Annotated in this window: 12 protein-coding genes; 8 read left to right on the forward strand and 4 right to left on the reverse strand. The window is 69.6% G+C overall.

Annotated features, from left to right (window positions below; translation table 11 throughout):
• The coding region (locus MBTS_RS20795) for a M10 family metallopeptidase C-terminal domain-containing protein (RefSeq protein ID WP_192216382.1) at positions 1–1,750 on the reverse strand (1,750 nt) is incomplete at its 3' end.
• Positions 1,751–2,136: 386 nt separating this feature from the next.
• Positions 2,137–2,832 (reverse strand): GntR family transcriptional regulator, encoded by a 696-nt coding sequence (locus tag MBTS_RS20800; protein WP_018043951.1) that lies wholly within the window; start codon positions 2,830–2,832, stop codon positions 2,137–2,139.
• Positions 2,833–2,971: 139 nt separating this feature from the next.
• Here MBTS_RS20800 and MBTS_RS20805 point away from each other — a divergent pair, with 139 nt between their 5' ends.
• Together MBTS_RS20805 and MBTS_RS20810 are read left to right on the forward strand one after the other, a co-directional pair.
• Positions 2,972–3,943, forward strand: a complete 972-nt coding sequence (locus MBTS_RS20805) for a PfkB family carbohydrate kinase (protein ID WP_192216383.1) — start codon at positions 2,972–2,974, stop codon at positions 3,941–3,943.
• A 71-nt stretch (positions 3,944–4,014) separates the two neighbouring features.
• Positions 4,015–4,497, forward strand: a complete 483-nt coding sequence (locus tag MBTS_RS20810) for a hypothetical protein (RefSeq protein WP_056142196.1) — start codon at positions 4,015–4,017, stop codon at positions 4,495–4,497.
• On the opposite strand, the gene MBTS_RS20815 is transcribed toward MBTS_RS20810, so the two are convergent.
• Both MBTS_RS20815 and MBTS_RS20820 read right to left on the reverse strand, forming a co-directional pair.
• Positions 4,488–5,318 carry a hypothetical protein gene (locus MBTS_RS20815; protein WP_147833357.1) on the reverse strand — a complete coding sequence of 277 codons (831 nt, stop codon included), beginning with the start codon at positions 5,316–5,318 and terminating at the stop codon, positions 4,488–4,490. The genes MBTS_RS20810 and MBTS_RS20815 overlap by 10 nt on opposite strands.
• Before the next feature lie 91 nt (positions 5,319–5,409).
• Entirely contained in the window at positions 5,410–6,078 is a 669-nt protein-coding gene (locus MBTS_RS20820; protein WP_187273511.1) for a LuxR C-terminal-related transcriptional regulator, read from the reverse strand.
• 347 nt (positions 6,079–6,425) lie between these two features.
• Between MBTS_RS20820 and MBTS_RS20825 the strand changes: the two genes are divergently transcribed.
• From MBTS_RS20825 to MBTS_RS20850, 6 genes are all read left to right on the forward strand, one after another.
• A complete protein-coding gene (locus MBTS_RS20825; RefSeq protein WP_192216384.1) occupies positions 6,426–7,013 on the forward strand; it encodes a hypothetical protein in 588 nt (195 codons plus the stop codon).
• 3 nt (positions 7,014–7,016) lie between these two features.
• A complete protein-coding gene (locus MBTS_RS20830) occupies positions 7,017–8,108 on the forward strand; it encodes an AAA family ATPase (RefSeq protein WP_018043945.1) in 1,092 nt (363 codons plus the stop codon).
• Between the two features lie 66 nt (positions 8,109–8,174).
• Complete coding sequence (locus MBTS_RS20835) at positions 8,175–10,130, forward strand: AAA family ATPase (protein WP_192216385.1); 1,956 nt, start codon at positions 8,175–8,177, stop codon at positions 10,128–10,130.
• A 19-nt stretch (positions 10,131–10,149) separates the two neighbouring features.
• On the forward strand, positions 10,150–11,529 hold the full coding sequence (locus tag MBTS_RS20840) for an SEL1-like repeat protein (RefSeq protein WP_056142184.1): 1,380 nt from the start codon (positions 10,150–10,152) through the stop codon (positions 11,527–11,529).
• Positions 11,526–12,887 (forward strand): SEL1-like repeat protein, encoded by a 1,362-nt coding sequence (locus MBTS_RS20845; protein ID WP_056142183.1) that lies wholly within the window; start codon positions 11,526–11,528, stop codon positions 12,885–12,887. Before MBTS_RS20840 ends, MBTS_RS20845 begins: the two co-directional genes overlap by 4 nt.
• The coding region (locus MBTS_RS20850) for an SEL1-like repeat protein (RefSeq protein WP_192216386.1) at positions 12,884–14,245 on the forward strand (1,362 nt) is incomplete at its 3' end. The genes MBTS_RS20845 and MBTS_RS20850, both read left to right, overlap by 4 nt.

Consider the following 14,245-nt stretch of genomic DNA (forward strand, 5'->3'; position numbering starts at 1 on the left):
CGCCGCCGTCGATCCTGTCCGCACCCGCGCCGCCCTCCAGCTTGTCCGCGCCGCCGTTGCCGGAGAGGCTGTCGTTGCCGCCGCGGCCCAGGAAATCGTCGGCCGAGGCCGCGCCGACGAAGGTGTCGTCGAAGTTACTGCCGGTATAGCGTTCGATCGAGGAGAACAGGTCACCGGCGGCGTCGCCGGCATGGTTTCCGGTGGTCAGGTTCACTGTGACGCCGGCGCTGCCGTCGAACCCCGCGATGTCGAACCCGTCGCCGCCGAACACGATATCCGCCCCGGCGCCCCCCACCAGGGTATCGTTGCCGGCCTCGCCATAGAGGATGTCGTTCGCCCCCAGGCCCCGCAGCCTGTCGTCGCCGCCGCCGCCGTACAGGCTCGATGTCGTGGATGCGCCGCTGAGCGTATCGGCGTAGGCCGACCCGTAGACGCCCTCGATCCCCGTGATCGTATCGCCGTTGGCGTAGCCGCCGAGCACCTTGCCGACCGACAGGTCCACCGTGACGGCCGCCGTCGAACCGGCATAGCTGGCATAGTCGAACCCGGCCCCGCCATCGAGGACATCGTTGCCGGCGCCCCCGGAGAGGGAATCGCTACCGCCGAAGCCGTAGATCCGGTCGTTCCCCCCGTTCCCCGTCAGGGTGTTTCCGCTGGCATTGCCGTAGATCGTGTCGTTGCCCGACCCGCCGACCGCCGCCTCGATCACCGTGTTCCGGGCGATGGCGACGTTGTCGGTCATGCTGCCGATGTCGGAGAAGGTGCCCGCGCCGAGATCGATCAACTGGTTCGTGGTGAATCCCGACACGTCCAGGGTGTCGTATCCCCCCGCATCGTAGATCGCGATGACGGGGTCGGTGTTCAGGGTGAAATCGAAGGCCCCGCGGCCCGCATTGGCGTTGAACCCGTAGGTCGTGTTGCCCACCCGGGTGTTGGGATCGGCCCCGTACTTGGCCTGGATCGCCGCGATGTCGTCGAGGAGCGGCGTCGCGCCGTAGGTCACGTTGAAACTGCGGCCGATATGATCGACGCCGGTCCCGTCCTCACTTGCGTCGAAATAGGACATGACGGAGTATTTCCGCGTGTCCTGCGCGTATTCGGCGTTGCCGTCATACGTGATCGACCCACCGGACCCGGCATTGTACTTGCCGGGATGCGAGAGACCGAGGGTGTGGCCGATCTCGTGGACGTAGGTCTGGACCCCGTAGCCGCCATAGAACATATCGGCATCGGTATCGTGACTCGTCCAACTCGAATTCATCCAGACCCGCTGCTTGGTGATCGTGTCGACGCCGTTATTCCCCTGGGTCACGGTCGGTGAGGCATAGGTTCCGCCTCCCCGGGTGACGGAGGTATAAGCGAAGCTGATGTCGTGATTGGTCGCGGACGTGGTCTCCACGAGGTCGATGGCGATCAGGTCGTCCCAGAGCTCGAAGGCTTCGCGGGCCCGGTCGACCATCAACGTGGTCATGACCCTGAACCCGGTCGCTTCGCTCGCATTACTGCTCGGCGGCGAGGTCGAGGGAATCGCGTAGGTCAACTGCGTCCCCGCCCAGGTCCGGGCGTCGTTCTCGGCCGGCTGGCCGGCGGCGACGGTCCACGAGGTGGTGAGCTGGTCGATGACCCTGGCGAGATCGCCCGGGGGAGGGGCGGAGACCGCGGTCGCCGCGAGCGAGGCGCTCCCCGCCGACGGCCCGGACATCCAATGCCGGGACACGTAGCCCGGCTCATCGCTGCACAGGATGCACATCGCCCGATTTCTCCCGTGAGTCCCCGAGCCCGCGCGCCGATCCAACGGCTCGCGAGAGGAAGAACTTTGCGTGGATGCCCTGGAAGCATCGCCCTCGAATCGGTCCGTCCGACCGACTCAAGCGCTACCATGCAGAAGTAATGGATGCTACCAAAACAGAACCAAAATAGTGATCGCGATAGTATTCGATGGCAAGCTTCAGAAAATGGTATCCTTCGATGGTACCAAAATCAGAAAATGCCGGCACAGCTCCCGCAATGGCGGGCCGTCGTCGAAACGCCGCCGCCGCGACATCCTCACGGACAGCGCAACCGTGGCGACGCGTCGAGATGTCGGCGTCGGATCGTCTTGTCCGGGAGCGGGTACCGATCGCGCGGGATCAGGCCCTATGCCCGCAGGCGCAGGCGGTAGGCGTAGGAGTCGCCGCGAAAGAGCCCTTCGACATACTCGATCATGCGGCCATCGGCGCCGTAGGAACGGCGCTTGATGAGCAGGCAGGGAAGCGGTTCGGAAAAGCCGAAGACCGCGCATTCCTGCGGCTCGGGAGAGGCCGCCTCGATGGTCTGCTCGCAATCGACGAGAGGCGCGCCGCATTCCAGGAGGCGGGCATAGATGGAGCCCGACAGGTCCGCCTCGGCGAGGCCGGGCGCGATGCCGACATCGTACCAGGCCTTCTCCACCGACAGGGGGATGCCGTCGCCGAGACGGACGCGCACGAGCCGGAGGAAGCGGGCCGTGGAGGAGAGGCCGAAGATCGAGGCGATGGAGCGGTCCTCGCCCACCGCCCGTTCGAGGATGCGGGTGGAGGGGACGCGCCCCAGTTCCTGCATCTCCTCGGTGAAGCCCTTGAGACGCTCCATGCCGGGCTTGATGCGGCGGAAGCCGTCCTCGACGATGTAGCCGTTGCGGCCATGCGCGCTCACCAGCCGCTGCTGGCGCAGGGCATCGTAACATTGCTGGACGGTCTTCCGGCTGATGCCGAGGTCGAGGGCCAGCTTTCGCTCGGCGGGCAGGGTGGCTCCGGCGGCAAGAAGACCATCCGTGATCATGGCCCGGAACTGGTGCTCCAGTTGCCGATACATCGGGAGAGCCGTGTCGTTCTGGATGCGGAGGCTCGCGAAAACGCTTTGTGTTCTGGTCAATGCGGCGGCATCGTAAGAAGGGCGGGCAGGGCGCGCGTCACACTCCCTCCCTTATATGACCTTGCGAGGGACTGGCCACATGGGAAGCGCCTTCGTGCTCGGCAGTTTCGTCGCGGCGGGCACGTTCCGGGTCGACCGGCTTCCCCGTCCCGGCGAATCGCTACTGGCCTCCGCCGTCGTCTGGGAGGCGGGCGGCAAGGGGTTCAACGTCGCCGCCGGCCTCAGCCGCCTGGGCGTGGAGGTGGACGGCCTGATCCCGGTCGGCACCGACCATCTCGCGGCACTGGCCGAGCCGGCACTCGTGCGGATGGGCCTGCCGGCCTCGATGATACGGGTTCATCCCGGCCCTACCGGCATCGGCGTCGGCTTCGTCGGAGCCGATGGCGAGAACTGCCTCGCGGTCCATCCCGGTGCCAACCTGCTCCTGTCGCGGGAGACCGTGCGGGCGGCAACGGCGCGCATCGCCTCCGCCGCGATGGTGCTCGCGCAGTTCGAGATCGGCGACGGCCCCATCGCCGAAGCCTTCGCGATCGCCCGCGCCGCCGGCGTCCCGACCCTGCTCAACCCGTCGCCGTTCCGGATGACGAGGCCGGAGACCTTGGCGGAAATTCTGGCCTCCACCACGATCCTCGTGGTGAACGAGACCGAGGCGGAGGCCCTTTTCGAATCCCTGTGCCCCGGACAGGCCGGCACCGGGACTCTGCGCGCGGCGGCGGAAGGGCTCGCGCGGGCGCTGCATGCGCGCGGCGTCGAGGCGCTGGCGATCACTTTCGGCGCGGCCGGGGCGCGGATCGTCCTCGGCGGTTCGACGATCCTCGATCAGCCGGCCTATCCGGTGGCCGCCATCGACACGATGGGGGCCGGCGACGCCTTCACCGCCGGCCTCGCGGCCGGGCTCGTGGCGGGCAGGCCCTGGGATGCGAGTTGCCGGATGGCGGCGGCCTGCGGCGCCCTCATGGTGACCCGCGCCGGAATCCTCGACGGCTTGCCCGATCCGGGGGAGGTGACGGCCTTCCTCCGCGCCCACGTGCCCGGGACGGCGGCCCCATGAGCCGAAGACCATGACCCGCGCAAGACCCTGACCCGCACCGCGTTCGCGCGCGCAAGACGAGGAGCACATTCATGGCTGTGACGATCCGTGCCCTGGACCCTTCCTATGCGACGCTGGGGATCGCCCTTCACTTCCTCGCCCGCCGCGCGCCCTTCTCCGGCTTCCGCTTCGGCGACCTGACCCAGACCGTGGACGACCAGATCCGCCGCGGCCACGCGCTCTTCGCCTTCGACGACAGGCGGGTCGTCGGCTATCTCGGATGGCATCTCTACAGCCACGCGGAGGCCCGCGACTTCGCCCGGACGGGCAAGCCGCCACCCCTCGACCGGCCCGACGGCGCCGATGTGGCCTGGGTGATGACGGCGGCCGCAGCCTTGCCGCAGACGCTGATGGCGCTCGTGGAGGCCGGCAAGGCCCTGAACATCGGCCGCCGGGCGATGGGCGTGCGCTACAGGACAACGGGCAAGCGTGTGATCTTCGATCAGCTGATCGCGCCGCGCCGCGCGACGACGGGCGCGGTCCGGGATGAGGATGGCGCCCGACCTCAGCGATAGGCGCCCTTCGCCTCGTCGAACGCGAAGGTCCTGGCATCCCGGTCCGTCGCGGGACGGACCTTTCCGTCCTCGCCACGGACCGTGCCCGTGAGGGTGACCCGGACGGGAGGCCATGCGAGGGGCTTGAACGACTCCTCCGGCAGGATCTCGAGCCGGCCCTCGCTCTTGCCCATCCGGCAGGGCTCGCCGTCATCGGTATCGCAGGCGGCGGTCTCGTCGGACCCGGCGGGGACCTCCCCCGCCACGCTCCAGCGCAGCGGCACCTTGCTGAATTGCAGCAGGAGAAACGAGAAGCTGCGCGCGCCCGCCGCTCCATACGAGGTGAGGCGCAGGCCCATCACCAGGCGCACCCGGTTCACGGCCCTGGTCACCGCCCCGAGACCCTCGTCCACCTGCGGAGCGTCCCCGTTGCGGTTGCCGGTGCCGATGCGCCCGATCTCGGTCTGCACACCCTTGAGGCGCCAGCGCGAATCCTCGAACGCGAAGGTCGCCGCCGCGACGGTCCGCCGGTTGGGCGTGTCCGCGTCCTCACCCGGCGCCGGCATCGTCGCGAAGCCCGTGAACCAGATCCCGGTGGCGGCGGGGATCATCGCCCCGTACCAGAACGCCGCCGTGCGGCCGTCCTTCATCCGGCAGGTCCCGGTCTCCGTGCGCGCCGGATTCCCGCAGATCGCCGCCAGCACCGTCTCCTCGGGCGGCCCGACGAGGTCCGGATCGGCCGCGGCGGGGGAGACACCACCGATGGCCGAGGCCGCCAGAGCCAGCAGCGCCGGCGCGCTCACGCGGGCCGAACGCCCGCACAGTCCCTTCAATCGCTTCATGCCCTTCGATCGCCTCATGGGGCCGAGCAATGCCACGGGCGCCGCCGGTCCGACACCGGGACAGATGTACGATGGCCGGGACCGGGGCCGGTCACCCGCACACCCCGGCATCGGCCGCCTTCGCCGCAGCCGCGGAACGGGAGGTGACGTCGAGGGCCCGCAGGAGCGCCGAGACATGGACCCGGACCGTGAACGGGGAGATGTCCAGTTCGCGGGCGATCTCCTTGTTGGTGTGCCCCATGGCCACGAGGCGCAGGACGTCGCGCTGGCGCTGCGTCAGGGCCGGCAGGGGAGAGCGCGGCGCGGAGAGGCCCGAGGCGAGGTCGCGCCGGATCACGAATTCGCCATTGCGGATCGCCGAGATCGCCCGCGCGATCTCCTTCGCGGGCAGGGATTTGCGGATGAATCCGTCGGCGCCCTCGGCCATGACCGCGCGGATCACGGCGTCGTCCTCGATCATCGAGACGACGACGATCGAGGCCCTCGGAAGCTCCTGGCGCAGCGCACCGATGGCGCGATGGGGATCGAGGCCGGAAAACACGGGGTCGAGGAAGACGATCTCCGGCGGCGGCCCCGCGCGCGACAGCGCCAGAACCTGTTCCAGCGTGGCGGCCTCCTGCACGAGCGCTTCCGGGTAGAGCCGTTCGGCGATGTGCACCATCCCCGCGCGGAACAGCGGATGGCCATCGGCGACGATGATCGTCTCTTTCACCGTTCCACTCACTCCACTCCCGATCACAAGATCGGACTTAGCCCCCATGCGACCGGATTGGCTGCCTAGAGCTGCGCCCGACCACGTTGGGTCGGGCGCAACTCTAGACCTTTGTTGTGCCGCGCTCTTTTTCGCCGAACCGGCATCCACTTCGGCGGAGAGCGCTCTAGTGCCAGGCAAGGGGCAGGAGGGGTCAAGGCCAAGGCCATAGGTCATGTGTACTAGTAGACCGGTTTTTGGCGGGTGCATAGAAGCTCGAACGAATAACGAACGCATCTTCGCCGAGAATTTTTAGAATAATTTTAATTCATGCGATGAGCGATGTTCGTGCGAAAGACGAAATCCAACAAAAAGCAGCGAATAGGTTGAGTCAGTCAAGATAAAGGGCCGGATCAATGTCGAATACTGAGCACCAGACGCAGGCTCAGGTTAAGGGCGCCGAGAGCAAGGCCGCCCCGTCCGGACCGGGCCCGTCGAAGCCAGCCCTCTCTCCGAGCGTCATCGCCCTCGCGGGCGGCGTCGTGGCGGCGGGCGCCATCGCGGGTTTCCTGCTCCTGAGCGGCGGCGGGGAGACGGCCGGGACCGTGGAGCGGCCGGCCCTGAACCTCGTCAAGACGAGCGAGATCGACAAGGCCGCCGAGACCCTGGTGCCGGAGGAGAAGGAGAAGCTCGTCAGTCAGGCCAAGGCCTGCACCGCGCCCCTCGGCAACATGCGCCTGTCGAAGATGACGGCGAATGCCGGCGGCGTGGTGCGTATCCGGGCGGGCAACTACCTCTCGCCGGCCTTCAACGTCGCCGAGGGGCCGATCAACATCGCGGTCCCGTTCCCCGCCCCCTACGAGGTCGGCAAGGGAGAGATCGTCGTCGAGGGCGCGGCCAAGGACGTCTACTTCGAGCTGACGCCGGGCCTGAAGATCGACACGACGGGCGGCGTCCAGCGGATCCCCGTCATCTGGAACACCAGCAAGCCCTGCGGAGGCTGACCGATGTCGAAATCCGCCATCATCCCGTTCGTCATCTCGGGACTTCTCGTCGCGATCCTGACGCCTTTGCTGATGAGCACGGAGTACGGGCCGGTGGCATGGTGGAACGCCGCCGGAAGCGAATTGCGCTGGCAGGCCGCCATCGGGTCGGCCGCCGCCCTCTTCGCCGCCCTCGGCCTCGTGGTGACGGCCACGGCCGCGCGGCGGGCCGAGGCGGGCCTGGGGCAACCGGCCGGGGGCTTGAGCCTGCCGCGCCTGCTCTTCGCCCCGCGCCGCATCGTCGAGGCGCGGTCGCCGGAAGAGGTCATCGCCACGCTCGAGGGCATGGTCGGCCTCGCGCCGGTCAAGCGCGAGGTCAACGCCCTCATCGCCCGGCTCGAACTGGAGCAGCGCCGCCGCGCGGAAGGCCTCCCGGTCTCGGCGATCAGCCAGCACATGATCTTCACCGGCCCTCCCGGCGTCGGCAAGACCGAGGTGGCGCGGGCGATCGGCGAGATCTTCCGCGCCCTGAACGTCCTGCGCCGGGGCCATCTCGTGGAGGTCGACCGCGCCGGGCTGGTGGCGGGCTATGTCGGGCAGACCGCCGCCAAGACCCTGGAGAAGTGCCAGGAGGCCCTCGACGGGGTGCTCTTCATCGACGAGGCCTACACCCTCGCGGGGGGGGCCGGCGGCGATTTCGGCAAGGAAGCGATCGACACCCTGCTGAAGTTCATGGAGGACAACCGCGACCGGATCATCGTCATCGTCGCCGGCTACACCAACGACATGCGCCGGTTCATCGACACCAATCCGGGGCTCGCCGGGCGCTTCACCAAGACCATCGAGTTCCCGCCCTACAAGCCGAAGGAGCTCTGCGAGATCCTCCGGCGCATGGCCGCCCGCCAGCAATTCGCGCTGCCAGAGGGATTCGAGGCGGCGCTGACCCCATGGCTCGCCCAGCGTTCCCGCTCCGACGACTGGTCGAACGCCCGCGAGATGCGCACCCTCCTGGAAAAGGCCCGCGAGGCGCAGGCCGCCCGCGTCGCCCTGGAGGGCGGCGACATGCGCCGCCTGGAGATCGTCGACCTGCTCTTCGCGATCGGCGAGGACGCCTGAGGGCCAGCGCCCATTCCGGACCGCGACACGCACCGCGCCCGACCCGCATCAAGGCACGTCACATCCATGGAACGCCTCGACAAGCATCCCGCCGCCCTCTTCCTGGCCATCGTGCTGGGCGCGACCGCCCTGGTGGTCGCCCTGCGGCCGGACGTGCTCGCCCCCCTGGCGGCGACACCCTCGGCCCTGCTGCGCAACGTTCTGATCCTGGGGGGAATCGTCGGAGGCCTGCTCGCCGCCACCTACATTCCGGCGCGGATCGCCGGCATGCGGCGCGCGATGGATCAGGAGAGGGCGAACCGGAAGATCCGTCCGATCCAGTTCGAGGATGACGGCGCGGCGGTGGAGAAGAAGGACCTCCTCGCCACGGCGCTGGCGACCCTGGACGGCATGGTCGGCCTCGCGCCGGTGAAGGCGGAGGTGAAGGGCGTCATCGCCCGGATGCAGGTGGAGCAGCAGCGCCGCGCCCAGAACCTGCCCGTGGCGGCCATGAGCCAGCACATGGTCTTCACCGGCCCCCCCGGCGTCGGCAAGACCGAGGTGGCGCGGGTGCTCGGCAGCGTCTTCAAGGCGCTGAAGGTGCTGCGCAAGGGACACCTCGTGGAGGTCGACCGGGCCGGGCTGGTAGCGGGCTATGCCGGCCAGACCGCGATCAAGACCCTGGAGCGCTGCAAGGAGGCCCTCGACGGCATCCTGTTCATCGACGAGGCCTACGCGCTGGCACCCGGCGGGGCCGGCGGCGGCGATTTCGGCAAGGAGGCGATCGACACCCTGCTGAAGTTCATGGAGGACAACCGCGACCGGATCATCGTGATCGTGGCCGGCTACACCAACGACATGCGCCGGTTCATCGACACCAATCCGGGTCTCGCCAGCCGCTTCACCAAGACCATCGAGTTCCCGCCCTACAGCCCGCCGGAACTCGCCGAGATCCTGCAGCGCATGGCGGCCAACCAGGGCTTCGTCCTGCCGGAGGGCTTCCAGAAGGAGCTGATCCCCTATGTGAGCGCCCGCTCCCGCGCCGAGGATTGGGCCAATGCCCGCGAGATGCGCACGGTGCTGGAGAAGGCCCGCCAAGCCCAGGCGATGCGGCTCTCCGCCCATCCCGGCGGCGACATCAACCGGTTCGAACCCTCGGACATCGCCGCCGCCCTCGGCAGCCAGGGCGCCGGCGCGATCGACATGGAGGAGGCGCGCAGGGTCATCGGCCGCCTCGAGACGATGATCGGGCTCGCCCCGGTCAAGCAGCAGGTGAAGACCGTGGTGGCGCGGGTCCTGGTGGATGCCAAGCGGCGCGCGGAGGGCATCGAGGTCGGCGCGGTGAGCCAGCACATGGTGTTCACCGGTCCTCCCGGCGTCGGCAAGACCGAGGTGGCGCGCATCATGGGCGACATCTTCAAGGCTTTGGGCGTCCTGCGGAAGGGCCACGTGGTGGAGGTCGACCGCGCCGGGCTGGTGGCGGGCTATGTCGGGCAGACCGCGGCGCGGACCCTGGAGCGCTGCAAGGAGGCCCTCGACGGCATCCTGTTCATCGACGAGGCCTACACGCTGGCCGCAGGCGGCGGCGGTGGCGGCAGCGATTTCGGCAAGGAGGCGATCGACACCCTGCTGAAGTTCATGGAGGACAACCGCGACCGGATCATCGTCATCGTCGCCGGCTACACCGAGGACATGAGCCGGTTTATCGACACCAATCCGGGGCTTGCCGGCCGCTTCACCAAGACGATCGAGTTCCCGGCCTACGATCCCTACGACCTCCTCGAGATCCTGCGCCTGATGGCGACCCGGCAATCGTTCCGGCTGCCGGCCCGGTTCGAGACCCTGCTGCTCCCGTGGATCGAGCGGCGCGCGCAAGGCCGCGACTGGGCGAACGCGCGCGAGATGCGCACGCTCCTCGAGCGCCTGCGCGAGGCCCAGGCCCTGCGGCTCTCGGCCGATCCCCTGGGCGATCACGGCCAGTTCGAACTCGTCGACGTCGAGCGCGCCATCGGGGGCGCGGCGCCCTCCGCCACGGCGTCGTGAGCGCATGAGATCCGGCACGATGACCCCGCGCGCGGCCGTCCATGGCAGCCTGTGGTACGAGGATCCCTGGTACAGGCTGGCCTGGCTCGCCCTGCCGCAGGCCGGCACCGTTCTGCTCGCCAACCTGCTCTTCGCCCTCGTGGCGCAGGGCGAATGGGGTCGCCCCGCCACCGGGTCCCGGCAGCGCGCCGCCGAACTCGAAATCCTGCGCGACCGCGCGGGCGGGGAGGGCGACGCCGCCGCGCTGAGCCAGCTCGCGGCCGGAGCCAAGGCGGGGGAGATCGACGCTCAGACCCGGCTGGCGACCCTCTACGATCCCCTCGTCGCCGGAAAATTCCCGCGCAAGGCCGTGCCGAGCGATCGTGCGCGCGCAACCGAGCTCTACCGCGCCGGCAGCGAGGCCGGAGACCTCGTGGCCATGGCACGCCTCGCCGACCTGCTGCTCGAGGAAGCCGGTTCCGAGGACGACCGGAGACGGGGATGCCGCCTGGCCAAGGCCTGGCTCGACCATCCGGCGACGACGCGGGACATGCTTCGCGGGGAGGAGCGCCTGGCCGAGAAGCTCGCCCGCTGCCTCGTCGATGCCGAGAGCGGCATTCCCCAGGATCCGCGGCGGGCCGGCGACCTCATCGTCGACACCCTCCGGCTGAAATACGAACCGTCGATCCGCACCTATGTGCGCGGCCTCGGCCTGCACAAGCCCGCGCTGATCCGCGCGCTGCAGGAGGCGATGGCGGCGCGGACCATCGGCCGCTACACCGGTCCGGTGGACGGGCTCGTCCACCCCGAGACGATCGCGGCGCTGGAACGGGAGGCGGGCCTGCGCCCGTTCCTGCCGGATCCCGCCCCGGAGCGCCGTGCCGAGACCGGCACCGGCCTGACGGCGGAGGAGTTCCGCAGCCTCGCCCAGGCGGCGACCCGGGATCTCGCCGCCCTGGCGCGGGTCCAGGCCATCGCCGACCGGGGGGATGCCACCGCGCTGGCGACCCTCGGCTACCTCTACAGCCCGTTCCTCAACAAAGGCGAGGTCTTCGCGCCGGACGCCCGGCGGTCCGCCGCCAATTTCGAGCGGGCGGCAGCGGCCGGCGCCCGCGACGCCGCCGCCCAGGCGGCGGGTCTCTACGACAAGGGCGCGGGCGCCCTGGAGAAGGACCCGGACCGGGCGGCCTCCCTCATCCTTCGCCAGCTCGAGCTCGATCCGGGCTACCAACTCTTTCTGACGGACCCGGTCTTCGGCGCGACCTGGAGCCCCGCCTTCTGGGGAGCGCTCCAGCGAGCGCTCGCCGCGCGCGGCATCTACACCAACCCGGTCGAGAACCGCCGCAACGACGCGGTCATCGCCGCGATCCGACGCTTCGCCCAGGCGAACGAAACGGCCCGGAGCCCATCGAGACCATGAGCAACGCGCGAGACGAGTGGCTGCGCGCACACGCGGCCCTATGGTACGGCGATGCCCGCTACCGCCTGGCCTGGTTCGGCCTGCCGCAGGTGGTGACGCTGGGGCTGGCGGGGCTGTGCCTGTCCCTGGCCGCGCAGGGGGAATGGGGACAGCCGGCCACGGTCTCGAAGGCGCGGGTGGCCGAACTGACGACCTTGCGCGACCGGGCCGGCAAGGAGGGCGACCTCAAGGCGTTCCAGGAACTCACCGCCGCGGCCACGCGCAACCAGATCGACGCCGCGACCAAACTCGGCACGCTCTACGACCCGCTGACCGCCGCCTATTTCCCGAAGAAGCCGTCGCCCAACGACTTCTCCCGGGCCGCCGCCCTCTATGCTCCCGGCGCCGCGGCGGGCGACCTCCTGGCGATCACGCGCCTGGCCGACGTGCTCCTCGACCCCGCCAACCCCAATGGCGACCTCAAGCGCGGCTGCCGCCTCGCCCAGACCTGGATGGACGACCCGGAGACGCTCAACCGGACGATTACCGGCGAGGAGCGCGTCACCATCAAGCTCGCCAAATGCTATGTCGAGCCCGAGAGCGGCCTGCCGCAGGATCCCGTCCGGGCGGGCGAGCTGGTGACCGCGGTGCTGTGGCGCAAGCACCAGCCGACCATCGACGCCTTCGTCAACAATCTCGGCATGCAGAGCCCGGCCCTGGTGGCGGGGATCCAGCGCCATCTCGCCAAGTCCGGGCGCTATATCGGCCTCGTGGACGGGCGCGCCAATCCCGCCATCGTCACGGCCCTCCAGGTGGAGGCCGGGATCAAGAACACCGTCGCGGCCCCGAGGCCCGAGCCGCGCAAGGTGGCACCGAGCGGGCCGGACCCGGAAGTCACGGCCCTGGCGGGGGCCGCCATGGCCGGAGACCGGGGGAAGATGGCGCAGCTCAAGGCCCGGGCCGATTCCGGCGACGCGGACGCGCAGATCGCCTATGCGCGCCTGTACAATCCGGTGCGGAACAAGGGACAGGTCTTCGCGCCGGATGCGCAGGTCGCCGTCGCCTATTACGAGCGCGCCGCGGCCGCCGGCAACGTCATGGCGGCGGGTGAGGCCGCCTCGATCTACGATCAAGGCTGGGGCAACGTCGCCAAGGATCCGAAGAAGGCGGCCGCCCTCGCCCTGCGCGGCGTCGACCTCAAGGACGACCAGGTCACCTTCTGGCTGTTGTTCGAGGAGGCGGGCAGCTGGAGCGGCCCGTTCTGGGGCGCCCTCCAGGCCGAGCTGACGGCGCGCGGCTTCTACACGCTCCCCGTCGAGAACAAGCGCAACCCCGCCGTCATCACGGCCCTGCGCGCCTACATGAAGGCGAAGTCGTGAGCGGGACCGACCGGCTCGGCGCGCACGCCGCGCTCTGGTACGCGGATGCGCGCTACCGTCTCGCCTGGTTCGCCCTGCCACAGGTGGCGGTCGCCCTCGCGGCCGGCCTGGCACTCGCGGTGCTGAAGCCCGCCGGGGAATGGGGCAAGCCGGCCGACAGCAAGGAGAGCGAGAAGACCTATCTCGACCTCCTCGACAAAGCCGGCAAGGATGGCGACAAGGCCGCCTTCGACAAGCTGAAGGCCGCGGCGGATGCCGGCGACATCTCCGCCCGCTCGTTCATGGGCGCCCTCTACAATCCCGAATGGGCCGGGATCTACGTCAAGAACCCCGTCAAGGCCGATGCCGCTACCGCCCTGAGCTATTATCAGAAGCCCGCCGATCTCGGTTATCCGGGCGCCCAGCGGGGCATGACCGACCTCCTGCTCAACCGCGGGCGCGGCCAGTACGACCTGAAGCGCGGCTGTCGCTACGGGCTCGCCTTTCAGGCGAACCCGGTGGCGATCCGGAACAACTATCTGAACTCCTGGTCGACACTCTTCTGGATCGCCGGCTGCTACGCCGACGCGGAGAGCGGCGTGCCGAAAGACCCGCAGAAGGCCGCCGACATCTACATGGACACGGTGGCGGCCAGGCTGCCGCTGGCCATAGGCACCTTCACCGACGATCTCGGCCGCCAGCCCCCCGATCTCGTGGCCGCGATCCAGCGCAATCTCGCCCGGCGCGGCTTCTATTCCGGGCCGACCGACGGGGCGGCGACGCCCCAGACCCAGGCGGCCATCCGTGCCCTGTCGGGCACAGCCGCCGCTCCGCAGGGCCGGCCGGCCGATCCGGGCCAACCGCCGCCCCAGGCGCGCCCCCCGGCACCGGCGCCGGCGCCAAGCACCGACGAGATGATGGCGCTCTTCAAGAGCGCGACCACCGACGCCGCCGCCGAGGGGAAGCTTCGCGCCCTGGCGGAGAGCGGCGTATCGGTGGCGCAGTATCTCTATGCACTCCTCCTGTCCCCGGCCAACACCAACAAGCAGCGGATCACCGCACCCGACGCCGCCCTGGCGAGCCGGTATCTCGAACGCCTCGTGGCGGAGCGGTCCTTCGCGCCAGCGGCCGCGGCGGCGGCCTTCCTCTACGATGTCGGCGGCGCCAATTTCCCCCGCGCCCCCGGGAAGGCGGCGGACATGACGATCCGCGCCCTGGAATTGAAGTCCACCGACATCATTCAGAACCTCAGCGAGGACAAGTGGGGCGCCGGCTTCTGGGCCGCCCTGCAGCAGCGCCTGGCCGACCGGAATCTCTATCAGGGCCGCATCGTCGACCAGCGCAACGACCGGACCATCCAGGCGGCGCGCCGCCTCCTC

The sequence above is a fragment of the Methylobacterium bullatum genome (assembly GCF_014845095.1).
GTDB lineage: Bacteria > Pseudomonadota > Alphaproteobacteria > Rhizobiales > Beijerinckiaceae > Methylobacterium > Methylobacterium bullatum.